General features: G+C 68.8%; 25 protein-coding genes. 4 read left to right on the top strand and 21 right to left on the bottom strand.

The genetic code is table 11. The annotated features are described in order from the left end of the window. Position 1: 1 nt before the first annotated feature. The 15 genes from A5760_RS19410 to glmS form a co-directional block, all read right to left on the bottom strand. Entirely contained in the window at positions 2-1,519 is a 1,518-nt protein-coding gene (locus A5760_RS19410) for an adenylate/guanylate cyclase domain-containing protein (protein ID WP_064883724.1), read from the bottom strand. Positions 1,520-1,623: 104 nt separating this feature from the next. Further along, the gene (locus A5760_RS19405) at positions 1,624-2,415 is read right to left on the bottom strand and encodes an SDR family NAD(P)-dependent oxidoreductase (RefSeq protein ID WP_064883722.1); all 792 of its coding nucleotides are present in this window, start codon (positions 2,413-2,415) and stop codon (positions 1,624-1,626) included. Positions 2,416-2,639: 224 nt separating this feature from the next. Further along, positions 2,640-4,259, bottom strand: a complete 1,620-nt coding sequence (groL, locus tag A5760_RS19400; protein WP_064883720.1) for a chaperonin GroEL — start codon at positions 4,257-4,259, stop codon at positions 2,640-2,642. A gap of 80 nt (positions 4,260-4,339) precedes the next feature. Next, complete coding sequence (gene groES / locus A5760_RS19395; protein ID WP_007773431.1) at positions 4,340-4,642, bottom strand: co-chaperone GroES; 303 nt, start codon at positions 4,640-4,642, stop codon at positions 4,340-4,342. A gap of 249 nt (positions 4,643-4,891) precedes the next feature. Then, entirely contained in the window at positions 4,892-5,917 is a 1,026-nt protein-coding gene (gene tsaD, locus A5760_RS19390) for a tRNA (adenosine(37)-N6)-threonylcarbamoyltransferase complex transferase subunit TsaD (RefSeq protein ID WP_064883718.1), read from the bottom strand. Next, entirely contained in the window at positions 5,914-6,381 is a 468-nt protein-coding gene (gene rimI / locus A5760_RS19385; RefSeq protein ID WP_064883716.1) for a ribosomal protein S18-alanine N-acetyltransferase, read from the bottom strand. The genes tsaD and rimI overlap by 4 nt, the downstream gene beginning before the upstream one ends. After that, the gene (gene tsaB / locus A5760_RS19380; protein WP_155764380.1) at positions 6,378-7,010 is read right to left on the bottom strand and encodes a tRNA (adenosine(37)-N6)-threonylcarbamoyltransferase complex dimerization subunit type 1 TsaB; all 633 of its coding nucleotides are present in this window, start codon (positions 7,008-7,010) and stop codon (positions 6,378-6,380) included. The genes rimI and tsaB overlap by 4 nt, the downstream gene beginning before the upstream one ends. After that, the gene (gene tsaE / locus A5760_RS19375) at positions 7,007-7,507 is read right to left on the bottom strand and encodes a tRNA (adenosine(37)-N6)-threonylcarbamoyltransferase complex ATPase subunit type 1 TsaE (protein WP_155764385.1); all 501 of its coding nucleotides are present in this window, start codon (positions 7,505-7,507) and stop codon (positions 7,007-7,009) included. Before tsaE ends, tsaB begins: the two co-directional genes overlap by 4 nt. A gap of 34 nt (positions 7,508-7,541) precedes the next feature. Beyond that, positions 7,542-8,597 (bottom strand): alpha/beta fold hydrolase, encoded by a 1,056-nt coding sequence (locus tag A5760_RS19370; RefSeq protein ID WP_196772136.1) that lies wholly within the window; start codon positions 8,595-8,597, stop codon positions 7,542-7,544. Between the two features lie 52 nt (positions 8,598-8,649). After that, positions 8,650-9,816 carry an alanine racemase gene (alr, locus tag A5760_RS19365; protein WP_064883710.1) on the bottom strand — a complete coding sequence of 389 codons (1,167 nt, stop codon included), beginning with the start codon at positions 9,814-9,816 and terminating at the stop codon, positions 8,650-8,652. Between the two features lie 215 nt (positions 9,817-10,031). After that, complete coding sequence (locus A5760_RS19360) at positions 10,032-11,396, bottom strand: glutamate decarboxylase (RefSeq protein WP_155764384.1); 1,365 nt, start codon at positions 11,394-11,396, stop codon at positions 10,032-10,034. Positions 11,397-11,438: 42 nt separating this feature from the next. Beyond that, the gene (locus A5760_RS19355; protein WP_064883705.1) at positions 11,439-12,860 is read right to left on the bottom strand and encodes an NAD(P)H-hydrate dehydratase; all 1,422 of its coding nucleotides are present in this window, start codon (positions 12,858-12,860) and stop codon (positions 11,439-11,441) included. A 127-nt stretch (positions 12,861-12,987) separates the two neighbouring features. Continuing rightward, positions 12,988-13,668 (bottom strand): rhomboid-like protein, encoded by a 681-nt coding sequence (locus A5760_RS19350; protein WP_064883802.1) that lies wholly within the window; start codon positions 13,666-13,668, stop codon positions 12,988-12,990. Positions 13,669-13,773: 105 nt separating this feature from the next. Continuing rightward, complete coding sequence (locus A5760_RS19345) at positions 13,774-14,715, bottom strand: DUF4436 domain-containing protein (protein ID WP_064883703.1); 942 nt, start codon at positions 14,713-14,715, stop codon at positions 13,774-13,776. Between the two features lie 120 nt (positions 14,716-14,835). Beyond that, entirely contained in the window at positions 14,836-16,710 is a 1,875-nt protein-coding gene (gene glmS / locus A5760_RS19340) for a glutamine--fructose-6-phosphate transaminase (isomerizing) (protein WP_064883701.1), read from the bottom strand. 563 nt (positions 16,711-17,273) lie between these two features. Between glmS and A5760_RS19335 the strand changes: the two genes are divergently transcribed. The 4 genes from A5760_RS19335 (at position 17,274) to A5760_RS19320 (ending at position 19,843) form a co-directional block, all read left to right on the top strand. Then, positions 17,274-17,468 (top strand): Rv1535 family protein, encoded by a 195-nt coding sequence (locus tag A5760_RS19335; protein ID WP_064883699.1) that lies wholly within the window; start codon positions 17,274-17,276, stop codon positions 17,466-17,468. 82 nt (positions 17,469-17,550) lie between these two features. Continuing rightward, positions 17,551-18,390: a dienelactone hydrolase family protein gene (locus A5760_RS19330; protein WP_064883697.1), complete on the top strand. Its 840-nt coding sequence runs from the start codon at positions 17,551-17,553 to the stop codon at positions 18,388-18,390. Positions 18,391-18,410: 20 nt separating this feature from the next. Then, positions 18,411-18,761, top strand: coding sequence for an ester cyclase (locus A5760_RS19325; RefSeq protein ID WP_064883695.1), 351 nt, complete (start codon positions 18,411-18,413; stop codon positions 18,759-18,761). A gap of 38 nt (positions 18,762-18,799) precedes the next feature. Continuing rightward, positions 18,800-19,843, top strand: coding sequence for an LLM class F420-dependent oxidoreductase (locus A5760_RS19320; protein ID WP_064883693.1), 1,044 nt, complete (start codon positions 18,800-18,802; stop codon positions 19,841-19,843). 4 nt (positions 19,844-19,847) lie between these two features. Here A5760_RS19320 and A5760_RS19315 read toward each other — a convergent pair whose 3' ends face one another. From A5760_RS19315 to A5760_RS19290, 6 genes are all read right to left on the bottom strand, one after another. Next, positions 19,848-21,254 carry a hypothetical protein gene (locus A5760_RS19315; protein WP_064883691.1) on the bottom strand — a complete coding sequence of 469 codons (1,407 nt, stop codon included), beginning with the start codon at positions 21,252-21,254 and terminating at the stop codon, positions 19,848-19,850. 3 nt (positions 21,255-21,257) lie between these two features. Continuing rightward, positions 21,258-21,587: a hypothetical protein gene (locus A5760_RS19310; RefSeq protein ID WP_064883689.1), complete on the bottom strand. Its 330-nt coding sequence runs from the start codon at positions 21,585-21,587 to the stop codon at positions 21,258-21,260. A 43-nt stretch (positions 21,588-21,630) separates the two neighbouring features. Continuing rightward, positions 21,631-22,977, bottom strand: coding sequence for a phosphoglucosamine mutase (gene glmM / locus A5760_RS19305; protein WP_064883687.1), 1,347 nt, complete (start codon positions 22,975-22,977; stop codon positions 21,631-21,633). A 149-nt stretch (positions 22,978-23,126) separates the two neighbouring features. Further along, complete coding sequence (rpsI, locus tag A5760_RS19300; protein WP_196772140.1) at positions 23,127-23,582, bottom strand: 30S ribosomal protein S9; 456 nt, start codon at positions 23,580-23,582, stop codon at positions 23,127-23,129. Positions 23,583-23,680: 98 nt separating this feature from the next. Further along, the gene (gene rplM, locus A5760_RS19295) at positions 23,681-24,124 is read right to left on the bottom strand and encodes a 50S ribosomal protein L13 (protein ID WP_007773455.1); all 444 of its coding nucleotides are present in this window, start codon (positions 24,122-24,124) and stop codon (positions 23,681-23,683) included. A 249-nt stretch (positions 24,125-24,373) separates the two neighbouring features. Beyond that, on the bottom strand, positions 24,374-24,676 hold the full coding sequence (locus A5760_RS19290; RefSeq protein ID WP_155764379.1) for a WXG100 family type VII secretion target: 303 nt from the start codon (positions 24,674-24,676) through the stop codon (positions 24,374-24,376). Between the last annotated feature and the right edge of the window lies 1 nt (position 24,677).

Below are 24,677 nucleotides of genomic sequence, written 5' to 3'. Positions count from 1 at the left end.
TTCAGGTTAGGCGATGCGGGAGCGCGGGGCCGATGCCGAAGACCTGTACCTCGGCCGACTTGCCCTTCAGGGCGTGAAATCCTCTGTCCGTCAATCCGATTGGTTGGGAACGCAGCGCTTCGACGGTCAGGTGGGTCACAAGGATCGCGTCCCCGGTGGTCTTGGTGAGCTGCTCGACGCGGGCAGCGACGTTGACGGCGTCACCGATGAGCGTGAATTCGAGTTTGCCTCCGCCGCCGATGGTTCCGGCGATCACCTTGCCGGTGTTGATCCCGATGCCGATGCGTAGCTCACCGCCGAATCGTTCGGCCACGCGGCGGTGAATCAGCACAGCGGTATTCACCGCCGCGTCGGCATGATCCGCGAGGTCGTTGGGGGCCCCGAACACCGCCAGTGCGCCGTCACCGAGGAACTTGTTGACGTGCCCACCGGCGTCCACAACGGCGGGCACGACGATTTGGAAAACGGCGTTGAGTCGGGCGACGGTGTCCTCGGCGCTGTTGGCCTCCGCGAACGGGGTGAAGTCGCGGATGTCGACGAACATCACGGTCACCTCACGGCGCTCGCCGGTGAAGACGTCGTCGCCCTGCGCGAGCAGCCGCGCCGCCAAGGCCGGGTCGACGTAGGTTCCGAACGCGGCCTGAAGTCGTTGCCGCTCAGTCAGTCCCGCCTGCATGCGGTTGAACGACGCCGCCAGCGCGCCGAGGTCGTCGTCTTGCACCACCGGTAGCCGTTGGCTGAAATCACCGGCCGCAACGCGCTCAGTTCCTGCGGCGAGATCGCGAATGGGTTGCAGGAGTGGCGAGTACGCGGCCCAGAGCGACGGCCCGATGCCGAGCACCAGTACACCACCGATCGCCATGGCGAGGGCAGGGCCGTGCCTGGTCACGTCTAACACAGCTCCCAGAATCGCGCCCGCGACGGCAAACGCCCACCCCACTGCGAGCATGGCCACGCTGGTCCACGTGGCGAACGCCGGGCGAGAGCGAGGCAGGGAATCGCCGATCCCCGTATCCGAGGCGATCGCAGCCCTGGCGGGCCGCAAGATTGATTCGACGTAGCTGTGCACAGTGATCAGCTGGCCGGCCGTTCCGGCGACGGCGCCCAGAATCGCGTACTGGATGAGCCGTGACCCGCTCGCCCCGGCAATCATCCCGATGCCAACGAACAGGGCCGCGATCCAAACAAAGGTGACGACCACCCCCCTCGCAATCAGTTTCCGGCCATAGCTGTAGGTGGCGCGCAGTGCGCTCTCTCGATCGACGCCGTCGCCGGCGACCCACCGCTCAATGAGGCGGGGATCACTTCCGCCGGGAACTATCAGTACATACAGGTATGCGAGCACGGCGACCACTGTCACTGCGGCGGCCTCTGCGTAGCGATCGGACCTCTCGAAGGCGACAATGCCCAACGACCAGGCGAGATAAACCGGGAGTGCCAGGGGGAGCGTGAGCACCCAGCCCGCCCACGAGTACCTCGACGCGAACCGATCCCACGCCCACTGCCAAATGCGATCCATGCCAGTAACGAAACACCCCCGGCGATGCGCCGGGGGTGTTTCTTCGGCACTACCTAGTGCGGTGGTGCCCTGCCCGTGTCCGGGGCGGGTGCACCGGCGTAGCGCTAATCGACGCGATGCGGGACGCCGATGAGCATCAGTTCGGTGACTCGCCGAGGCCCTTCAGACAACATCAGGAAGAGGGCTGTTCGCTTAGGAATCCGCACGTGCCTACGGCGTTTATAGACGGCCTTGACAACCTTATTGGCAACCTTCGCGCGCGGGACGTCCACCATGAGACGCGTTTGGTAGAAGCGCCGGAACGACTGCGCTGTCGGCTCGTAATCATAGAATCCGGTGCGCATCTCGGTGGGTATCGGGCCGAGTTCCACAAGGGTGGTACCGATCGGCAATCCCCGGAGCTCGGCCCGCAGTCCCGCGGTGAAGTGGGACAGCGCCGCCTTGGACACGCAGTAGCTGACCAGGCCCGGGAACACACCGACGCCTGCAATCGAAGACATGTTGACGATGTGGCCACCGCCGTTCCCGAGCATCCGAGGTATGGCCTGACGGCACAATTCGGCCGGGGCAAGGTAGTTGACTTGGGTGATTTGACGCAGGTGGTCGGCCTCGTCGGTGAACGCAGCCGGAGGTCCGATGCCAGCATTGTTCACCAGAATGTCGATCGGACCAGCTTCATCCTCGATGTGACTGAAGAGGCCGTCGACCTGCGCCGGATCTGAGAGGTCGGCGGGATGGGCGGTGCCGCCAAGCTCAGCCGCGAGTGCCTGAATCGCGTCCTTGCTGCGTGCGACCAGCGCGACGGTGGCCCCCGCCTCCGCGAAGGCGTGCGCAAACGCCTCGCCGATGCCTCGCGACGCGCCCGTGATCAGCACTCGCTTCCCGTCCATGTCCATGCGCTGAGCTTAGGCACTTCAGTGGCCAGGCGATGCGAAAATTCTGAGCACGCAGATGCCGGACAGCGCGGACGGAGGCGTACCATCGCCAGGCCGCCGACTCTCGGGGTTATGCACGGAAATCCTTCGGACTTCGTCCCGAAGCCCCACAGTCGGACAGCGCTGCTCAGCAAACAAACAAGCGCCCCCGGCCTTGTGAGCCGGGGGCGCTCGTCATTGTTCACTCAGTGATGGTGGTGATGACCGTGGCCGTGGTCGTCGGCCTCCTCGGCCGGTTTCTCGACAATCGCCGTCTCGGTGGTCAGGACCATCCTGGCCACCGATGCCGCGTTGAGCACCGCCGAGCGGGTGACCTTGGCCGGGTCGATGACGCCGTCGGCGATCAAGTCGCCATAGGTCAGCTTGTCCGCGTTCAGCCCGTGCCCGTAGGGCAGCTCAATCACCTTGTGCACCGCGACCGCGCCGTCGAGCCCGGCATTGGTGGCGATCCAGTACAGCGGCGCCGCCAACGCCTCGGAGAAGACGCTGACGCCCAGCGCCTGATCGCCGCTGAGCGACTTGCCAAGCTTGTCCAGCGCCTTGCGGGTCTGCAGCAGCGCCGAACCGCCGCCCGCGACGATGCCTTCCTCAACAGCCGCTTTCGCGGCCGCGACGGCATCCTCGACGCTTTCCTTGCGCTCCTTGAGCGCGGTCTCGGTGGCCGCACCCACCTGGATCACGGCCACGCCGCCGGCCAGCTTGGCCAGCCGCTCCTGCAGCTTCTCCCGGTCCCAGTCGGAGTCGCTCGCCTCGATCTCGGCGCGCAGCTGCTTGATGCGGTTGGCCACCGCGTCCTTGGGGCCGCCGCCGTCGACGATGACGGTGTCGTCCTTGCTGACCACCACGCGTCGGGCCGAGCCCAGCACGTCCGTGCCGACCTCGCGCAGCAGCAGGCCCGCGTCGGGGTTGATCACCTGGCCGCCGGTCACCACCGCCAGGTCCTCGAGGAACGCCTTACGTCGGTCGCCGAAGAACGGCGCCTTGACCGCAACGGCCTTGAGCGTCTTGCGGATGGAGTTGACGACCAGGGTCGCCAGTGGCTCGCCCTCGATGTCCTCGGCGATGATCAGCAGCGGCTTGCCCGATTCGGCGACCTTCTCCAGCATGGGCAGCAGGTCGGGCAGCGAGCTGATCTTGTCCTGGTGCAACAGGATCACCGGGTCGTCAAGCACGGCCTGCTGGGCGTCGAAGTCGGTGACGAAATACGCCGACAGGAAGCCCTTGTCGAAACCGACACCCTCGGTGAACTCGAGCTCGGTGCTCAGCGTGGAGGATTCTTCGACGCTGACCACGCCGTCGGTGCCGACTTTCGTCATCGCCTCGCCGACCAGCTTGCCCAGGAGCTCATCGCGCGACGACACCGTCGCCACCTGGGCGATCGCGTCCGTGCCGGCGACCGGGGTGGCCGCCTTCAGCAGCGCCTCGGACACCGCGTCGGCGGCCTTGCTGATCCCCGCACCGAGTTCGATGGGGTTGGCGCCGGCCGCGACCAGGCGCAGGCCGCCCTTGACCAGTGCCTGCGCCAGCACCGTCGCCGTCGTGGTGCCGTCGCCGGCGACGTCGTTGGTCTTGGTCGCCACCGACTTCACCAGCTGGGCGCCCAGGTTCTCGAACGGGTCTTCCAGGTCGATCTCACGTGCGACGGTCACACCGTCGTTGGTGACCGTCGGGCCACCGAATGCCTTGGCCAGCACCACATGCCGGCCGCGCGGCCCGAGCGTCACCCGTACCGCATCGGCGAGCGCGTTCACGCCCGCCTCGATGGCGCGGCGTGCTGTCTCGTCGTACTCAATGATCTTGCTCATCAGGCTCCTTCAGCCAAACGCATGCCGCCCCGGAAATCACCCGCGCAAAGCGCGGGGATCGCCGGGGCGGAACACGGTTATTACTTGGAGACCACAGCCAGCACGTCGCGTGCCGACAGGATCAGGTACTCCTCGCCGCCGTACTTGATCTCGGTGCCGCCGTACTTGCTGTAGATGACGGTGTCGCCTTCCGAGACGTCCAGCGGGATGCGCTTCGCGCCGTCTTCGTCCCATCGGCCGGGGCCGACTGCGACGACGGTGCCTTCCTGCGGCTTCTCCTTGGCGGTGTCAGGAATGACCAGACCAGACGCGGTCGTGGTCTCGGCCTCGTTGGCCTGCACGAGAATCTTGTCCTCGAGTGGCTTGATCTTCACCTTCGCCACGATTGGAGCCCTCCAGTGTTTGGGTCGGGTCCGGGACATCCCCGGACCGGTGTTGACGGCCGGTACGGGTTGACCCCGAACCTTCCGAGTTATCAGGTGTTCGGCATCCGTCCGTGCCCGAGCGCCGTCGTCGCGGGTGCCGACACAGGGCTTGGCCGATTGCCACCTAGCACTCTATACATGCGAGTGCTAGCACTCAAGGGCACCCTGCTGCTTCTTCCGGGTTGGCGTGTCCGCGCTCAGCGAACGTCAGCTCACCTGGGCCTTTACCACCGGCAGGCCCGGGTCGCTGGGCGCGTCCAGCGGCGAGGGCGGCGCCCCGGCGGCCACCAGGTGCGCGGCGAAGGACGCGATCATCGCCCCGTTGTCGGTGCACAGCCGCGGCCTGGGGATCCGCAGCGTCAGCCCGGCCGTCGCGCAGCGCTGCTCCGCCAGCTCGCGCAACCGCGAATTCGCGGCCACTCCCCCGGCGATCAGCAGGGTCTGCACGCCGAGCGCGGTGGCGGCGCGCACCGCCTTGTGAGTCAATACGTCGGCGACGGCCTCCTGGAACCCGGCCGCGATGTCGGCGTTCACCGCGTCCGGGTGGCTTTCCAGATAGCGCGCGACGGCCGTCTTGAGCCCGGAGAAGCTGAACGCGTACGGGTCGTCTCGCGGCCCGGTCATGCCGCGCGGGAAGGCGATGGCGTCGGGGTCTCCGGTGCGGGCCAGCTCATCGAGCACCCTGCCGCCCGGGTAGCCCAGGCCCAGCAGCCGCGCCACCTTGTCGTAGGCCTCGCCGGCGGCGTCGTCGACGGTGCTGCCCAGCTCGATAATTGGCTCGCCGAGCGAGCGCACGTGCAACAGGTGGGTGTGGCCGCCGGAGACCAGCAGCGCCACGCACTCGGGCAGCGGCCCGTGCTCGTAGACGTCGGCGGCAAGGTGCCCGCCCAGGTGGTTCACCGCGTAGAAGGGCACGTCCCAGGCGGCCGAATAGGCTTTGGCCGCAGCGATTCCCACCAGCAGGGCGCCGGCCAGCCCGGGCCCGATGGTGGCCGCGACGACGTCGGGCCTGTCCAGGCCGGCGGTCGACAGCGCGCGGCGCATGGCGGGGCCTAACGCCTCCAGGTGGGCGCGGGAGGCGATCTCGGGTACCACGCCGCCGAACCGCACGTGTTCGTCGACGCTGGACGCCACCTCGTCGGCCAGCAGCGTCACGGTGCCGTCGGCGTCCAGTCGTGCGATGCCGACTCCCGTTTCGTCGCAGGAGGTTTCGATCGCGAGGATGGTTCTCACAGGGCCTCCCGCCGCATCGTGTACGCGTCGGCACCGCTGACCCGGTAATAGCGGCGGCGCAGGCCGACCTGCTCGAAGCCGACGCTGGTATACAGCCCGATGGCCGCCTCGTTGTCGGTGCGGACCTCCAGGTACACCGCACCGCCGTCGGCGAAGGTCAGCAGCTCGTCGAGCAGCCGACGGCCGATGCCCCGGCCCTGGTATGCGGGATCCACGCCGATGGTGTGCACCTCGTACTCGTAGGGCGGTCTGCGGCCCAGCCGCGAGATACCTGCGTAGCCGACCAGCGTCTCGCCGACCCGTGCGCCCACGTAATGGTTGTGCGCGCTGGCCAATTCGCGGTGGAAAGCCGCCGCGGGCCAGGGGTCGTCGCCGTCGAAGAGCTGCGCCTCCAGCTCGGCGCAGCGCTGCGCGTCGGCCCGGTTCAGGCCGCCGACGGAGACGGCCTCGCTGTGGGCGGTCATGGGCGTGCCGCCAACGGTTTGGCATCGGGCCGACGCAGATACAAGGCCACCAGCGGTTCGGGGTCGGCGGACCAATCGGCCACCGCCGCAACCAATCCGGCCGGCGTCGGGCAGCTGGGCTCGCACACCGGCAGGCCGAACAGGCCGGCGTGTTCGGGTGAGCCGGCGACGGCCGCGGCGGTACCCGGGTCAACGTCGGCCGGGGCGCTGACCGCCGGGCCGTGCGTGCGCACACCGTCGCGGTAGCGGGCCCAGTAGACCTCGCGGCGGCGGGCGTCGGTGACCACCAGGGCGTCCCCGGTGGTTCGCACGCCGATGGCGTCCAGGCTGCACACGCCGCGCACCGGGATGCCCAGCGCATGCCCGTAGGCGGCGGCGGTGGCCATCCCGGCCCGCAGACCGGTGAACGGACCCGGGCCGCAGCCCACCACGACGGCCTCCAGGTCGGCCATCGTCAGCTCAGCGTCGGCAAGGGCCGCAACGACATTCGGGGTGAGCCGTTCGGCGTGGGCCCGCCGGTCGACGGTGACCCGCTCGGCCAGCACGCACAGGTCGTCACGGCGCACCAGGCCGGCCGTCACCGCCGGGGTGGAGGTGTCCAGGGCAAGGACGATGCTCATGCGGCTCATGAATGGCCCTCGGTGTCGGCGTTGTCGGCCCATTGCCACGTCGCGATCCGGACGTCGGATCCGGTGACGCGCTCCAGCCGGATGTCCAGATGACGCTCGGCGAGCCGCTCGACCAGGCCCTCGCCCCATTCCACCACGACCACAGCGTCGTCGAGATCGCTGTCCAAGTCCAGTGAATCGAGTTCACCGAGTAGGTCGGCGCCCTGGTTGTCCGTGTGGTCGAGCAGCCGGTACATGTCCACGTGAATCATCGTCGGGGCGCCGGGGCGTCGCGGCGGATGCACCCGCGCCAACACGTAGGACGGTGAGGTGACCGGCCCGTCGACATCCATTGCCGCAGCAATTCCCTTGGCCAGCACGGTCTTTCCGGCACCGAGCGGGCCGGAGAGCACCACCACGTCGCCCGCCCGCAGGTGTTGCCCCAGCCGCGACCCCAGCGCCATGGTGTCTTCAACGCGCTCCAGCGTCGCGGTGCCGCCTGCCTGCGGCGATCGCAAGCGCGGCGCAGCCGGGCGCGGCGGGTCGCCGCCATCAAACTGGGCCACGGCGCCGCAGCCTTTCTCGCATCCGTCGTATCCGCAGCGCGGCCTTGGTCGGGGTGGCCCGCTTGACCAGTCGGACCAGTCCGCCGTTGATGGCATCGGGCTTGTCCAGCAGCGCCAGGTGGCTGGCCCCGGCGACGATGACCAGCTCGGACTGCGGCAGGCTGGCGGCCATCTTTCGTGAATACTCGTCCGGGGTGAGCAGGTCGTGGTCGCCGCAGGCGATCAGGGTCGGGACGCGCAGCAGCGTCCACAGCCCGGCGGTTTCGTCATGCTTTTCCAGCGCGTCGAGGAAGCCCACCATGGTGGGGATCGGGGTGCTGTTCATCATCCGCTGGGAGAACGCGTCCAGGCTGCGGCTGACCTGCAGGTCACTGTAGGAGGCGGCCCGCAGCACCGGGCCGATCAACGAGCGGGACACGTTGCGGCCGCGGTGCATCAGTTTCGGCGCGGATCGGGCGGCGACCCGGACCGCTTCCAGCGCAGGGTTTTTCAGGATCTCACCCAGCGGTGACCTCGAAACGCCTTCGGCCGCTGACGAAATCAGCGCGGCGCCCACGATCCGGCGCCCGTACTGCTCGGGGAACTGGCGGGCATGGGACAACACCGTCATGCCGCCCATCGAATGGCCCACCAGCAGGATCAATCCGCGCGGGGCCACCACGTTCAGCACGGTCTGCAGGTCCCGACCGAGCTGGGTCAGCGTGTAGGTCTCGGGGTCGGCCTCGCCGGACCTGCCGTGCCCGCGCTGGTCGTAGAAGACCATCCGCACGTCGGGGCCCAACTGATCGGGCAGCCGCGTGCGCTGAAAATGAAAGGCGCCCATCTGTAGGCAGAATCCGTGGACGAACACCAGGGTCAGCGGCGCATCGGCCGGGCCGGCCGCGCGGACCGCCAGCGGTATCCCGTCGGGGGTGGTCACCATCACGCTGGCGTCGTCCTCGAGCCGATTGAAATCCTCATCGGCGTAGGGGTCTTCGACTGTGGCGCGCTGGGTCATCGACCGGCGGGCCGAGGCTCCGATGATGGTGGCGACGGCGGTCACCCCCGCGCCTCCCGCAAGCCAGGCCCTGCCCCTGCGGCGCCTGCGGGATTCCTCACGACTCAACGGATTGCGCCTCGCGGTAGGTCCTGGTGATCCGCCCGCGGGGGCTGGTCACCACTTCGTAGTGGATGGTGCCGAGCAGATCGGCCCAGTCCTGCGCGGTGGGCTCGCCATTGGTGCCCGGCCCGAACAGGATCGCCTCGTCGCCCTCGGCCACGTCGGTGCGGCCCGGGCCGAGGTCGACGACGAACTGGTCCATGCAGATCCGCCCGACGCCCGGTCGCCGCTTGCCGTTGATCAACACCTCCAGCCGGCCGCCCAGCGACCGGAAGACGCCGTCGGCGTAGCCGACCGGGATCAGCGCGAGGTTGGTGTCATGCTGCGCGGTCCAGGTGTGGCCGTAGGACACGCTCTCCCCCGCGCGAATCGACTTCACCAGGGCCACAGTGCATTTCACCGTCATCGCCGGGACCAGACCCATGCCGCCGAGCTCGGGGACCGGGCTCAGCCCGTAGATCGCGATGCCGGGGCGCACCATGTCGAACGCCAGGTCGGGGCGGGACATGGTGGCGGACGAGTTCGACAGGTGCGCCACGGCGAACCGCACACCATGATCGCGCGCCTGGGCCAGCATGTCGCTGAATCGTTGGGCCTGAAGGTTATTCACGGGATTGGCGGGTTGGTCGGCGTACACCATGTGCGACATCAGGCCCCGCAGCGCGATGGCCTCCTCGGCGACGGCCTTGCGCAGCGCGGTGAGCATCGCGGGGTACCGCCCCGGCGGTACCCCGTTGCGGTTCAGCCCGGTGTCGACCTTGACGGTCACCGTCGCGGTCCGGCCGGTGCGGCGGGCCGCGTCCAGCAGCTCGTCGAGCTGGCGCTCCGACGACACGGCGATCTGGAGGTCGGCCAGCAGCGCGGGGCCGAAGTCGAAGCCGGGCGGGTGCAGCCAGGCCAGCACCGGTGCGGCGATTCCGGCCGCGCGCAGCGCCAGGCCCTCGGCGACGGTGGCTACGCCCAGCTCGGTGGCCCCCGCGGCCAGCGCGGCGCGCGCCGTCTGGGGAGCCCCGTGGCCATAGCCGTCGGCCTTGACCACGGCCATCACCTGCGCGCCGCCGGCCTGCTCGCACAGCAGCCGCACGTTGTGCTCAATCGCGCCCAGGTCGACCAGGGCCTCGGCGAGGACGCCCGGTGTCAGGGATATCGGCGTAACGGCCAAGGAAGTCGCGCTCCACTCATCTGTCTGTCAGTTCGCAGCAGCCATTGTCCCAGAACCGGTCGGACACACCGTTCGCCGACGGCGGGCGGACCGCACACCGCCGGGGCCGCGCCGCCGCAATGGTCACAGCCGCCACATGCGCCCCGGGCGCGGGTGGACAGGCAATTGCCCATCTCTCAGCGAGAACCCGATGTGACGAAGCCCGCGAAACGGACTCAGTGCGCGAAGTGCTCGGCGCTGTAATGCCCGCCCGGCTTGAGCTTGTCCAACGAGGCCAGCGCGCTGCGGGCGTCGTCGTGCAGCGCGCGGGCCAGGTCGGCGGACAGGCCCTCCCGCACCACGACGCGCAGCACGGAGATGTCCGTGGCGTTGTCGGGCATGGTGTAGGCGGGCACCTGCCAGCCGTAGCCGCGCAGCTCGTGGGAGAGGTCGAACTCGGTGTATCCGCAGTTCCGGGCGAGCCGGAAGCTGACGACGGGGATCGCCGAACCGTCCGAAATGAGCTCGCAGTGGTCCCCGACGCGCAGTTGCTCACCCAGCCACCGCGCGGTCGACGACAGCGTCTGCATGACCTGGGTGTAGCCCTCGCGGCCCAGCCGCAGGAAGTTGTAGTACTGGCCGACCACTTGGTTGCCGGGCCGGGAGAAGTTCAGCGTGAAGGTCGGCATGTCGCCGCCGAGGTAATTCACGTGGAATACCAGGTCCTCGGGCAGGTACTCCTTGCTGCGCCACACGACGAACCCGACGCCCGGGTAGGTCAGCCCGTACTTGTGGCCGCTGACGTTGATCGAGACCACCCGGGGCAGCCGGAAGTCCCACTTCAGCTCGGGGTGCAGGAACGGCACCACGAATCCACCGCTGGCGGCATCGACGTGTACCGGGACGTCCACCCCGCCGCCGGCGGCGAGTTTGTCCAGCGCCGCGCAGATCTCCGCGATGGGTTCGAGCTCACCGGTGTAGGTGGTGCCCAGGATCGCCACCACACCGATGGTGTCCTCGTCGACGGCGTCGAGGACCTGCTCGGGGGTGATGACGTAGCGCCCCTCCTCCATCGGCAGGTAGCGCGGCTCGACGTCGAAGTAGCGGCAGAACTTCTCCCAGACGACCTGGACGTTGGAGCCCATCACCAGGTTCGGGGTGCGCGTCTTCCAGTCTTTGCCGACCTTCTCGCGCCACCGCCATTTCATCGCCAGGCCGCCCAGCATCACCGCCTCGCTGGATCCGATGGTGGACACCCCGCACGCGCTGGACGGGTCGTCGTCGCGCAGGCCGTCGGCGTGGAACAGGTCGGCCACCATGCACACGCAGCGCTGCTCGATGGCCGCCGTCGCCGGGTACTCGTCCTTGTCGATCATGTTCTTGTCGAACGTCTCGGCCATCAACCGCCCGGCCTCGGGATCCATCCAGGTGGTGACGAAGGTGGCCAGGTTCAGCCGCGAACTGCCGTCGAGCATCAGCTCGTCGTGGATGAAGCGGTAGGCGGCCTCCGGATCCATCGACTCCTCGGGCAGCCGCAAAGCGGGTATCGGCGCGGTGAACAGGCGGCCGGTGTAGGCCGGGGCGATGGAGTGCGCCCGCATCGAAGGGTGTTGTGGCACAACGAAATCCTCTCTATAAGGCTCTTACAGGGCGGCCAGGGCGGCCCGGATGTGCGGCACCATGCGCGATGACGAGGTGGGCGCCTCGCCGGGTCCTGGGTCGGCGGCCGATAGTGCCGCCGCGCGCGCGTGCACGAAGGCCGCCGCGGCGGCCGCCTCAGCGGGTGGCAGGCCCGACGCCAGCAGCGCGCCGATCATGCCGGACAACACGTCACCGGAACCGGCGGTGGAAGCCCACGACTGCCCCGCCGGATTGAGATAGACCGGGCCGCCCGGGTCGGCGATGACCGTGACGTTGCCCTTGAGCAGCACCGTGGCACCGAACGCGTCCGCCAGCTTGCGGCACGCACCCACCCGGTCATCACCGGGCGGGTTACCCGCCAGCCGGGCGAATTCACCGGCGTGCGGAGTCAGCACCGTCGGCGCGGTGCGGCTGGCCACCAGTTCGGGATGAGCCGCCAGGATGGTCAGCCCGTCGGCGTCCACGATCACCGGCAGGTCGGTTTCCAGCGCAAACCACAGCGCCGCGGCCCCGACGTCGTCGGTGCCCAATCCCGGCCCGACGACCCAGGACTGCACGCGTCCGGCCGACGCGGGGGTGGGCGAGGCGATCACCTCGGGCCAGACCGCGAGCACCTCGCGGTGCGCGCTGCCGGCGTAGCGGACCATGCCGGAGGTCGCCGCGACGGCGGCGCCGGTGCACAGCACGGCGGCGCCCGGATACGTCGACGAGCCGGCCATCACGCCGGTGACGCCCTGGGTGTACTTGTCGTCGTGCGGCCCGGGCACCGGCCAGCGGGCGGCCACGTCGGCGGCCTCGAACCCCAGCATGTCGGTGTCGGGCAGATCGAGCCCGATGTCGATCAGCTTCACCCGCCCGCACTCGCCGAGCGCGTGCACGGGTTTGAGCCCGCCGAAGGTGACGGTCAGCACGGCGTGCACCGCGGGGCCGGTGGTCGTGCCGGTCGCCGCGTCGATGCCGCTGGGGATGTCGACGGCGATCACCGGGATTCCCGCGTCGTCGACAGCGGCGAACACCTCGGCCGCCGCGGGCCGCAGCGCCCCGGAGCCGGAGATGCCAACAACCCCGTCGATGACGAGATCGGTTGTCGGCGAAACACTTTCGACGACGCGACCGCCGGCCTGCCGAAACGCCGCCAGCCCCTTGCGGTGGGTGCGCTCCGGGTTGAGCAGGATCGCATCGGCGGCCGCGCCGCGACGGCGCAGGAAGGTGGCCGCCCACAGCGCGTCACCGCCGTTGTCCCCGGAGCCGACGACCGCGCACACACGTCGCCCGGCCACCCCGCCGGTGCGGGCGGCTAACACGCCGATGATCTCGGTGGCCAGCCCGTAGGCCGCGCGCCGCATCAGCGCACCGTCGGGCAGGCTGGCCAGCAGCGGCGCCTCGGCCTGGCGGATCGCGTCTACGGAGTAGTAATGCCGCATCAGAGTCAGGTTACGTGGCAGCGTCGCGGCGGACAGCCCCGCTCGGATCGCCGGCGTCCACGGCGACCGGCACCGCTTCGGAGTGACTTGGCGCCCATGGACTTTCGGTACCGGCCGAGCGCCGGCATCAGGTCGGGGTCTCCGGCGGCACGTTGCGGCGCGCCATGACCTTGAGTCGCGCGGGACTCAACGGGCTGCTGCGATTGGAACGCGTGCGAGTCATCGGGTAGAAGCACAAACCGATCAGGATCGAGGTGAAGTGCCCGATCGCGGTGAAGTTCAATTCGCTGCCCATCGTGATCAACGGGAAACCGAAGATGATGAACAACACCCCGAGATATCCCCAGCGCCACGGCCGGGCGATGTGGTAGCTCAGCACGGCCATCACGCCGACGAGGAAATAGCTGACCCCGATGTCGCGGGCGTGCACCAGCCGTTGCGAGGCGTCGTGTTCCTCGATCGCGAAGTAGAGGATGCCTTCGCTGATGTAGGTGGCGAGGATGTGTGAGCTCAATCCCACACTGAGCCAGCGCAGCTGGCCGAGCCAGTGTTCGGCCGGCGCGAGAAACAGGGTGAACAGCAGAAGGTACGGCTCGAAATTCCTGCCGTCGATCCACAGCAGGCTGGAGAACAGGACGTGGAGCGGGTCCCTGCCCAACTCGTGAATGTTGGTGGAGCGGTGCAGCAGTACCGAGTGCAACTCCCGGCCGGTGAGATGGGTCTGGATGAACGTCGTGATCATCAGCACCAACAGCCAGCCGTAGGTCAGCGGGGCGCTGATGACGAAATGCCAGACGACCAGCGTCATGCTGCGCACTCGACTCCGAACCGATGGACCCGCCACGACATCAACCTTCGCACGCGGGGCGGGGCGCCGGACAACTTCGGCGGCAAACACGCCGCGGGCGATCGGCTACTTCGCCGGTGCGGGGGCGGGCTCCGGCGCGGGGGCGGGTTCCGGCGCGGGGGTGGGTTCCGGCGCGGGGGCGGGTTCCGCCGGCGCGGGGGCGGCCACCGGTTTCAAATGCCGCCACCAGGAGCTGATGTAGAGAATCATCGAGACCGCCAGCGCGACCAGCACCCAGATGACGACGGTGATATCGACCCAGCTGCCGAATGGCGGCGAACCGGGTAGCGCGTTTCGCAGTGGCACCACCGCGAACAGCATGGCCGCGTACCAAGTGGTCATCGGCGGCTGAAACGGCCGCCGGTCGCGCGCCGTCTGAATCGCCACCACCACAGCCAGACTGGCGATCGTGATGAGCACGCCGAGGATGACGATCGCGAACGCCGCGGTGCTGAGCGAGCGCCCCACGTTCAGTCGGTAAGGACCGTCCGCCTGGGATCTGGTCGCGGATAACCGCCACCCCGACAGATGATCCACGAAGGTGACCGGCACATGGTCGGGTGCCCGGTCGGTGTCGGGCCCGTAGAAGATCTCGACCTCGATCGGCCCCGAGCGATAATGATCGAACGGCCAGCGCTCGATCTCGCCGGCGATGGTCAGCGGGACCGCCATCAGGCCGGGGAGCATGCCCTTGGTCCACGTGTGCCGGGCGGGCATCGCCGCGGATCGCACGCGCAGGCTGAGATCGTCCTTGAGATGGTGGGTTATCGGGTCCAGCAACGCCGATCCGGGATTGAACGCCAGATTGACGGCGAGCACGCTGTAATTGGACTGAATGTCTTCGACGTTGATCGTCGCCGACGGCTTGTCGCCGTCGACAGGCGGAGCGGCCGCATCCAGACGCCGGCCGGTACCGCTTTGCGCGTACATCGCGACCGCCACCACGTATGCCGCGAGGATGAGGACGATAAGACCCACGACGCCGTATTTCGTGCCGGCCGATCGCATACTTCCTCCCGTACGGACTTAGCCCAACCCACCTGCCGCAAATGCTGTCCCAGGGCAATGTAATGGATCGGCCGCGTGTCCGCCGGGTATCCGGGCGAAGCGGCGCAAGCTATTCGCCGCCTATTCGACGGTGACGGACTTGGCCAGGTTTCGCGGCTTGTCGACGTCGTAGCCGCGGGCCTGCGCCACCGACGCCGCGAACACCTGAAGCGGGATCGTCGACAGCAGCGGCTGCAGAAGTGTTGACACAGAGGGAATTTCGATCAGGTGGTCGGCGTAGGGCCGCACGGTGTCGTCGCCTTCCTCGGCGATGACGATGGTGATCGCGCCGCGGGCCTGGATCTCGCGGATGTTGGACAACAACTTGGCGTGCAGCACGGCCGACCCCTTGGGCGACGGCATGATGACGATGACCGGCAGATCGTCCTCGATCAGCGCGATGGGGCCGTGCTTGAGCTCGCCGGCGGCGAACCCCTCGGCGTGCATGTACGCCAATTCCTTGAGCTTCAGCGCACCTTCCAGCGCCACCGGGTACCCGACGTGGCGACCCAGGAACAGCACCGTCGGGGACTGGGCGAATTGATACGCCAGGGCGGCCACCGGCTTGATCGTCGCGATGACCCGCGCGACCAGGTCCGGCATCGCTTCCAGCTCGTGGTATTCACGCCAGACCTCGTCTGGGTACTTGGTGCCGCGGGCCTGCGCCAGCGCCAGCCCCACCAGATAGTTGGCGGTGATCTGCGCCAGGAACGTCTTGGTCGAGGCCACCCCGATCTCCGGGCCGGCGCGGGTGTACAACACCGCGTCGCACTCGCGCGGAATCTGCGAGCCGTTGGTGTTGCAGATCGCCAGGACCTTGGCCTTCTGCTCCTTGGCGTGCCGGACCGCTTCGAGGGTGTCCGCGGTCTCACCGGACTGCGAGATGGCGACCACCAGGGTGCTGCGGTCCAGAACCGGGTCGCGGTACCGGAATTCGCTGGCCAGCTCGACCTCGACCGGCAGCCGCGTCCAGTGCTCGATCGCGTACTTCGCCAGCAGGCCGGAGTGATACGCGGTGCCGCAGGCCACCACGAACACCTTGTCGATCTCGCGGAGTTCCTGATCGGACAGCCGCTGTTCGTCGAGGACGATCCGGCCGTCGACGAAGTGCCCCAGCAGGGTGTCGGCCACGGCGGCGGGCTGCTCGGCGATCTCCTTGAGCATGAAGTACTCGTAGCCGCCCTTTTCGGCGGCGGCCAGGTCCCAATCGATATGGAACTCGCGGTATGCCCCTGGGCCCAGGTCCTCGTTGCCGTCGAAGTCGGTGATCCGGTAGCTGTTCGCGGTGATCACCACGGCCTGGTCCTGGCCGAGTTCGATGGCGTTGCGGGTGTGCGGGATGAACGCCGCCACGTCGGAGCCGACGAACATCTCGCCGTCGCCGATGCCGATCACCAGCGGGGTGGAGCGGCGGGCGGCGACGATGGTGCCGGGATCGTCGGCGTTGGCGAACACCAACGTGAAGTGGCCGTCCAGGCGGCGCAGCACCGCGAGCACCGACGCGGCGAAGTCGCCTGCGGTGGGGCCGTGCCGGTACGCCTGCGACACCAGATGCACCGCTACCTCGGTGTCGGTGTCGCTGGCGAACTCCACGCCCTCGGCCTCCAGCTCGTGGCGCAGGTTGACGTAGTTCTCGATGATGCCGTTGTGGACCACGCCGATCTTGCCGGCGGCGTCGCGGTGCGGGTGGGCGTTGCGGTCGGTGGGACGTCCGTGGGTGGCCCACCGGGTGTGGCCCAGGCCGGTGGTTCCGGTCAGCGACGACGCCGGCATCTCGGCGATCGCCTCTTCCAGGTTGGCCAGCCGGCCGGCGCGACGGCTGACCGTCAGGGTGCCGTCGCCGTCGACCAAGGCGACGCCCGACGAGTCGTAACCCCGATACTCCATCCGGCGCAGCGCGGCCATGACGACCTCACAGGCGGGCTGCTGCCCGACATAGCCGACGATTCCGCACATTCTGAACAGGGTAGTGCAGGAGGAGCACCACCCCCGCACTCCGCGGTCGGGGTTAGGCCGCCCACCTGCGCGAAAGGCACTCTGTGACCTACGCCCACCGCCAGTTCTCCGTCCGGCTCGTCTCGCCGGCCCGCCACGACGGGGGACGGCGCCAGGTGGACGTCCTGGACCTGGCGCATTCACTCAATCGTCATAAACGGCGGAAATGTTTTTCACCTGATGTATTTGCGACGTTTTCGTGTCGCAACAACACCGGCGAGATACATCGCCCTAACGTTCGAAATATCAGCAAACACTGGAAAGGACCGGACTCAGCGGAAGGACGAGCTGCTTGAAGCCCGCCCGATCACGATTACGCAGCGTGTCAGCGACAAATCCGTGGTCAACGATTTGCAGTCCGGCTTTTATTAGGCAGAGGCCAGTTATTCTGGCTACCTGGGACCACGCTTTTAGCCGAGCCATGAATTCAGTCGTCAGTGGTTGTTAACCGGGAATTGTGCAACGGGTCGTATTGAGATGCGTAACTTTCTGGACCGCCCGCCGGGCGCCATGAGGAGGCAATCATGACCGCAGTTCGCTACGACGATGTGGTGCCCGCCCCCCTGGCGCCGGCGCCCCAGACCCCCAAGGACCGGCCGCAGGCATCGGCTGGGTCCGGAAACCCCTTGATGGACATGACCACCCAGTTGCTGTCCATCCCGCTGCACCAGCTCTACGCGGCGCTGTGGCGGATGGGTGTTATCGAGGTCAGGGGCTAGAAAGGTCCCGCGCACGCGCCGGGCAAGCCGGCCGGCATTCCTTCTCCCCCGGGGCCCGATTGCGATGCGCTAACGTCAACGCGTGGCCCGCATCCGCAAGCTCGTCGCAGCCCTCAGCCGCAGTGGTCCGCATCGGGTTTTGCGTGGTGACCTGGCCTTTGCCGGCCTACCGGGCGTGGTGTACACCCCCGAGGAGGGGCTGAACCTGCCCGGCGTGGCGTTCGGCCACGACTGGCTCGCCGGCGCGGCCCGGTATTCGAACCTGCTCGAGCATCTGGCGTCGTGGGGCATCGTCGCCGGCGCTCCCGACACCCAGCGCGGCGTGGCCCCGTCGGTGCTGAACCTCGCGTTCGACCTCGGCACCGCCCTGGACATCGTGTCGGGCGTGCGCCTGGGCCCCGGCAAGATCAGCGTGCATCCGGCCAAGCTCGGCGTGGCCGGTCACGGCTTCGGCGGCTCGGCGGCGGTGTTCGCCGCGGCGGGGATGCCGGCCAAGCCCGCGGCGGTTGCGGCGATCTTCCCCAGCGTCACCAGCCCGCCGGCCCAGCAGCCGGCCGCGACGCTGAAGGTTCCCGGGGTGATCTTCACCGCGCCGGGCGATCCGAAAAGCCTGAACTCCAATGCGTCGGCGCTCGCCGACGTGTGGGACGCGGCGACGCTGCGCATCGTCAGCAAGGCCGAATCCGGCGGGCTGGTCGAGGGCCGGCGGTTGACCAAGGTGCTGGGTCTGGCCGGACCGCACCGGCGCACCCAGCGGTCGGTGCGGGCGCTGCTGACCGGCTACCTGCTCTACACCCTGGGCGGCGACAAGAAGTACCGCGACTTCGCCGACCCGGAGGTGCACCTGCCGGGCACGGACGCGATCGACCCCGAGGCCGAGGCGATTCCGCTGGAAGACAAGATCGTCGCCCTGCTGAAGTGAGGGAGGGGTATTTGGTTTTCATGGCGACCGTGAACGCACTCTACGACCGCTGGATCATCGAACTGTGGAATGGCCAGCCGATCGCGGCCGAGATCGTCACCGACGACTTCGTGGGCCACTGGCCCGGCCGGGAGGTGCACGGGCCCCAAGGGCTTGCGCAGATGATCGAGCAGACCCGAAACATGTTCTCGGATTTGAGCTTTGCCATCGAGATCGGCCCGCTGCGCGACGGCGACCTGGTCGCCGGGCGCTGGGTGGGCACGGGCCTCGGCCCGGACGGCCCGGTCTCGTTCACCGGCAACGACATCCTTCGCCTGGCCGCCGACGGCCAACGGTTCGCCGAGTACTGGACGGGCACGTCCGCGGGCTGAGGCTCCTTGCCCGCGCGCCGGCGTGGTAAGTGTCATGGATGCGAATCGGGATCGCTCTGAATTATTCGGGTGGCTTTCACGAGGCCGTGGACCGCGTGGTCGAACTCGAGAAGTCCGGCATCGAGGTCGTGGTGGTGGCCGAGGCGTATGCCTTCGACGCCATCAGCCAGCTGGGCTATCTGGCCGCCAAGACGAACACCGTCGAGTTGGCGTCCGGAGTGCTGCCCATCTACATCCGCACGCCGTCGCTGCTGGCGATGACCGCCGCCGGGCTGGATTATGTGTCCGACGGGCGATTCCGCCTGGGCATCGGCACCTCGGGGCCACAGGTGATCGAGGGGTTCCACGGCGTTCCGTTCGACGCCCCGATCGGCCGCACCCGCGAGATCGTGGAGATCTGCCGCAAGGTGTGGCGCCGCGAACGCGTGCAGTACGACGGTAAACACTACCAATTGCCGCTGCCCGCGGATCGCGGAACCGGGTTGGGCAAGTCGCTGCAGCTCATCAATCACCCTGTGCGCGAACGTATTCCGGTCAGCATCGCCGCGCTGGGCCCCAAGAACGTGGAGCTCACCGCCGAGATCGCCGAGGGCTGGCAGCCCGTCTTCTACCTTCCGGACAAGGCCGACTCGATCTGGGGCGAGGCGCTGGCGGCCGGTGCCGCCAAGCGTGATCCCGCGCTGGGGCCGCTGGATGTGATGGTCCACGCGTCGCTGGCCATCGGGGAGAACCTCGACGAGCGGCTCGCGTGGGTCAAGCCGCAGCTGGGCCTCTACCTCGGCGGGATGGGCGCCAGAGGCCGCAATTTCTACCACAATCTGGCGACGCGCTACGGGTTCGGCGAGGTCGCCGACCGCATCCAGGAGCTGTACCTGTCCGGCCGCAAGCACGAGGCCATCGATGCGGTGCCCGACGAGTTGGTGCGCGGCATGTCGCTGATCGGCCCGCCCGGGTACGTCGCCGAACGCATGGCCGCCTTCGCCGAGGCCGGTGTGACCACGCTGCTGCTGAACCCGCTGTCGACCGACCGCGCCGAATCCATCCGCTTCGTGGAGGAAGCCCTGAAGCTCAAGCCCGCCTGAGCGGTCACTGCCCCGCCTGCGGAAGCTGGTCCGCGGCAATCTCGCACGGCGTTTTCTCCGGGTTGGCAGCGGGTGCCGGTTCGGCGGCGGGAGCTGCCGGAGGTGCGGGCGGCGCCTGCGTTGGCGGTGTGTCGGCCGGCGCTGGTATGTCAGCCGGCGGTGGCGCCCCGACCGGTTGGATCGCATCGTCGGGCTCGGGCTGAGGTTCGTCCACGGGTTGGGCCGGGTCGGCTTCGGCGGGATCGTCTGGATCATCGGCGGTCTTATCGGCGACCGTGTTCTCGGGATCGTCTGCGTGGAACGGCTTTTCGTCGAAGCCGTCCTCGCCGTCGTTCAAGGAGCCCACGCCGGTGTCCGCGCCGTCCAGCCCGTCACCCGCCGATCCGATCAGCCCGCCCACCGCATCGACGATCCGGCCGGCCAGCCCGAGAAGCCCACCGCCGCCGCCGAGCCCACCGCCACCGCCGAGTCCACCAAGATCGCCACCGCCGAGCCCACCGAGTCCACCACCCAAATCGTCCGCGGGCATGCCCAGCGCATCGCCGAGCGCCGATCCCCAGTCCGCGGGAGGCGCGGCAGCGGCCGGCGGCGGCGCCGGAGCCACCGAATCCGGTTCGGTACCAGCCGAACCGGGTACGGCCGCCGTCAACGTCGGCGCGGGATCCGCCGCCGCGACGGGCGCGGCGGCCACCGGCGGGGCGAGCTGCACCGCCGCGACGCCGGTCCCGAGATCGCCGGGAAACTCGAAGCGCGCCGTCGGGACGGCGGCCAGCTTGTCGATGACCATCGCGTAGGACGTCTCGACCCCGTCCGACGCGGACCGCATCGCCGCCAACCAGTCATTGCGAATGTCGTTGTCCACGTACGGAATTACCTGCTCGCGCACCACGTCGGAAGCGCCGTCCCGGTCGCCCGCAGTGACCGCAGCGGCGGCCATGAGCCACGCCGGCCTCTGAACGCGCACACGGTCGTCGACGGCCACGGCGGTCGCGACCTCCGAATCGACCAGATACCAGAGGTTGTCGCGCAGCGACTCGCATCGTTGGGCCGCCGCGCGCAGTTCGGTGGCGACGGCGTCCGCGGTGTCACAGTGCCGCTGCAACAACTGCACTGCGGCGTCCCCGCCCGGACCCGTCCACGCCGCGGCCAGCTCGGCCACCTGGGCGCGCTGCATCCGCACCGCCTCGGCGGCCACCACGCCCGCCGCCCGCAGCTCCGCACAATCGCGGTCCAGCGCGCGCAGGTCCAGGCCGTCCTCCCCCGCATACCATTCGCGAACCTGTGCGGGATACGTCGTCAGATCGGGGTTTTGGTAGCCCAGCGCATGACACGCCTGCACATACGTCTGGGTGTGCTCGACGGCCGCCCGGCCCTCGGCGAGGCGCGCGGCCACATCCAATCGGTCGGCCATGGGCTACGCGATCCGCGCAGCGGCATACAGTTCGGCGTCGGCGTAGCGCTCGGCGCTGGACCGCAGCGCGGCGGCGATCTCGGCCGACGCGCGCGACCACTGCGACACCTGCACCACCAGCCGCTCCAACTCGGCGCGCAGCGCGTCGCCGGGTGCGGCGTGCGCTCGCCCGGCGACGGCCCCGCCGAAAGCCAGCCTGGACAGGTGGTCGCTGACCGCGCGGTCGACGAATTCGGCCGCCATGGCGAATTGGTTAGCGACCCGCTGCGCCGACGGCACGTCGATCTGCGTGCGGGCGATGGCTACCGGGCGTGTTCCCCCAACGGATTTCATGCCTTATCCGACGCCCGCGGGCGCGGCGGGGTTCCGGAGAGATCTACAGGGCGTCGCTGACCGCTTCGGCGACGCGGGTGGCGACGCGCTGAGCGACATCCTTCTCGGGCGCTTCCACCATGACGCGGATCATCGGCTCGGTTCCCGAGGGGCGCAACAGGATTCGGCCGGTGTCGCCCAGTTCCGCCTCGGCCTGCCCGAGGGCGGTCTGCACCGCGGGCGCGGCGGCGGCGATGTCCTTGTCGGCGACGGTGACGTTGATCAGCACCTGCGGCAGCGTCCGCATCGCCGAGGCCAGCTCGGCCAGCGACGAGCCGGTCTGCACCATGCGGGTCATCAGCCGCAGGCCGGTGACGATGCCGTCGCCGGTGGAGCCCAGGGCGGGCATCACGATGTGGCCGGACTGCTCGCCGCCCAGGCTGTAGTCGCCGGCGCGCAGCTCCTCCACGACGTAGCGGTCGCCAACGCCGGTGGTGCGCACCGTGATTCCGGCCGAGCGCATGGCCAGGTGCAGACCCAGGTTGCTCATCACGGTGGTGACCAGCGTCTTAGACGCCAGCTCGTCGGCCTCGTGCATCGCCAGGGCGAGCACCACCATGATGTGGTCGCCGTCGACCAGGTTGCCGTTGGCGTCGATGGCCAGGCAGCGGTCGGCGTCCCCGTCGTGGGCCAGGCCCAGGTCGGCGCGGTGCGCGACGACGGCCGCGCGCAACGAATCCAGGTGCGTCGAGCCGCAGTTGTCGTTGATGTTGAGCCCGTTGGGGTCGGCGTTGATCGCGATCACCCGGGCGCCGGCGGCGCGGTAGGCGCGCGGGGCCACCGCGGAGGCCGCGCCATGCGCGCAGTCCACCACCACGGTCAGTCCGTCGAGGCGCAGCGTGCTGGCCTTGCTCAGGTGGCGCAGGTAGCGGTCGTCGGCATCCTCGGCGTCGATGACCCGGCCGATCCCGGCGCCGACCGGGCGCGACCCGGGATCGACAGGGACATCAGCGAGCAGCGCTTCAATGTCATTCTCGGTGCCGTCGTCGAGCTTGTGGCCGCCGGGGCCGAAGATCTTGATGCCGTTGTCGGGCATCGGGTTGTGCGACGCGGAGATCATCACGCCGAAGTCGGCGTCGTAGGCGCCGGTCAGGTAGGCCACCGCGGGGGTGGGCAGCACCCCGACGCGCAGCGCGTCGACACCCTGACTGGTCAGCCCGGCGATCACCGCAGCCTCCAGCATTTCGCCGCTGGCCCGCGGATCGCGGCCGATCACGGCTACCCGTCGGCCCGGCGCCGGAGCGCTCGCCAGATGCCGTGCCGCCGCGGAGCCCAGCGCCAGCGCCAGCTCGGCGGTCAGCTCGCGATTGGCGACCCCACGGACACCGTCGGTGCCGAATAGTCGACCCATGCGATCAAACCTCTCACAGTTGTCGGGCTTGCACCTAACGTGCCCGTTCCTTTGTGGACGAAACGGGCCGCGCCTGGGCGCAGACACGCCGCAACCGGCCACAACTTGTGCATGACGATGCCAAGTTGTGGCCAGTTAGCGACGGCTGATCAGCGCTTGCTGTACTGAGGCGCCTTGCGGGCCTTCTTCAGGCCGTACTTCTTGCGCTCGATGGCACGCGGGTCACGGGTGAGGAAGCCGGCCTTCTTCAGCGGGGGCCGGTCCTCGGGCTGGGCCACGATCAGCGCCCGGGCGATGCCCAGTCGCAGCGCGCCGGCCTGCCCCGACGGGCCGCCGCCGTGCAGCAGCGCGTAGATGTCGAAGGCGTCCACCCGGTCGACGGTGACCAGCGGGGCCTTGATCAGCTGCTGGTGCACCTTGTTGGGGAAGTAGCCCTCCAGGGTGCGGCCGTTCAAGTTGAACTTGCCGGTGCCGGGCACCAGGCGCACCCGCACCACGGCCTCCTTGCGGCGGCCGACGGTCTGGATGGGCCGGTCGAACACGAAGGACTCGGCGGGCGCGGGGGCCTCCGCGGCCTCAGAGGCCTCGACGGGGGCTTCGGTCACCTCGACGACGACCTCGACGGTCTCTGCGACTTCTGGGGTGTCCGGGTTCTCCGGGTTTTCAGGGTTTTCAGGGTTTTCCAAGGCCTCGGTCGTTTCGGTCACTGGGCCACCTGCTTGATCTCGTACGGAACGGGCTGTTGTGCGGCGTGGGGGTGCGTGGGGCCGGCGTAGACGTGCAGCTTGCGCGCGATCTGCCGGGCCAGCTTGTTCTTGGGCAGCATGCCGACGATCGCGTCCTCCACGACGCGGTCGGGGTGCTTGTCCATCAGCTCGCGGATGGTTCGGCTGCTCAGACCGCCGGGATACCCCGAGTGGCGGTAAGCCAGCTTCTTGTCCAGCTTCTGGCCGCTGAAGGCGACCTTGTCGGCGTTGATGACGATGACGAAGTCACCGCCGTCGACATTGGGGGTGAACGTCGGCTTGTGCTTGCCGCGCAGCAGGGTGGCTGCCGCGACGGCAAGGCGGCCAAGCACCACGTCCGTGGCGTCGATGACGTGCCACGACCTCGTGGTGTCACCCGCCTTTGGCGTGTACGTAGGCACAGCGCTTACCTTCTTCTTCTCGAGGGTGGATCCCGGTGTGACCCGGGGGCCGGTCAGGCGTTCGCGGTGAGGGCTTGGTCTCGGCGACCGACATTGACCCGAGGCCCCGGCGTTCCGCACGCCAACGGAGCAGCTTACCGACCGCCATCCCCGCAGGTCAAAATGACTGTGTGGTCCCAGCGGCTCTCCCCCGCCAGGACCACACAGTCTCACGGCGCGGCCAGGACCGCGCGGTGGTCTGTTCGGCCGCTACCGCGCCCAGAGGCCGGCAGCCCGGCGGTCGGCGTTGGCCACCTCTTCGGCGCCGTCGCGCACGGCATTTCCCAGCTCGGCCAGTATCTCGTTGAGCGCGGTCGCCGACTGGTGCCATTTCAGCTGCTCCGCCTGGTAGGCAGCGGCCGCCTCACTGGTCCACAGCTGCCGCAATGGTGCGATTTGCGAGCTCAGCTCGTCCAGCGCGGCGTTGAAGCGTGCCGACGTGGAGTGGATCTCCTGGCGTACCGAGTGTTCGATTTCGCCGAAGTTATAGGAAAGCACCGGGTCCACGGGGATC

It is taken from the genome of Mycobacterium colombiense (genome assembly GCF_001665835.1).
In the GTDB taxonomy this organism is placed as follows: Bacteria; Actinomycetota; Actinomycetes; order Mycobacteriales; family Mycobacteriaceae; genus Mycobacterium; species Mycobacterium colombiense_A.
Note: the sequence above shows the minus strand (reverse complement) of the source record. Positions and strands in the feature narration are given on the sequence as shown.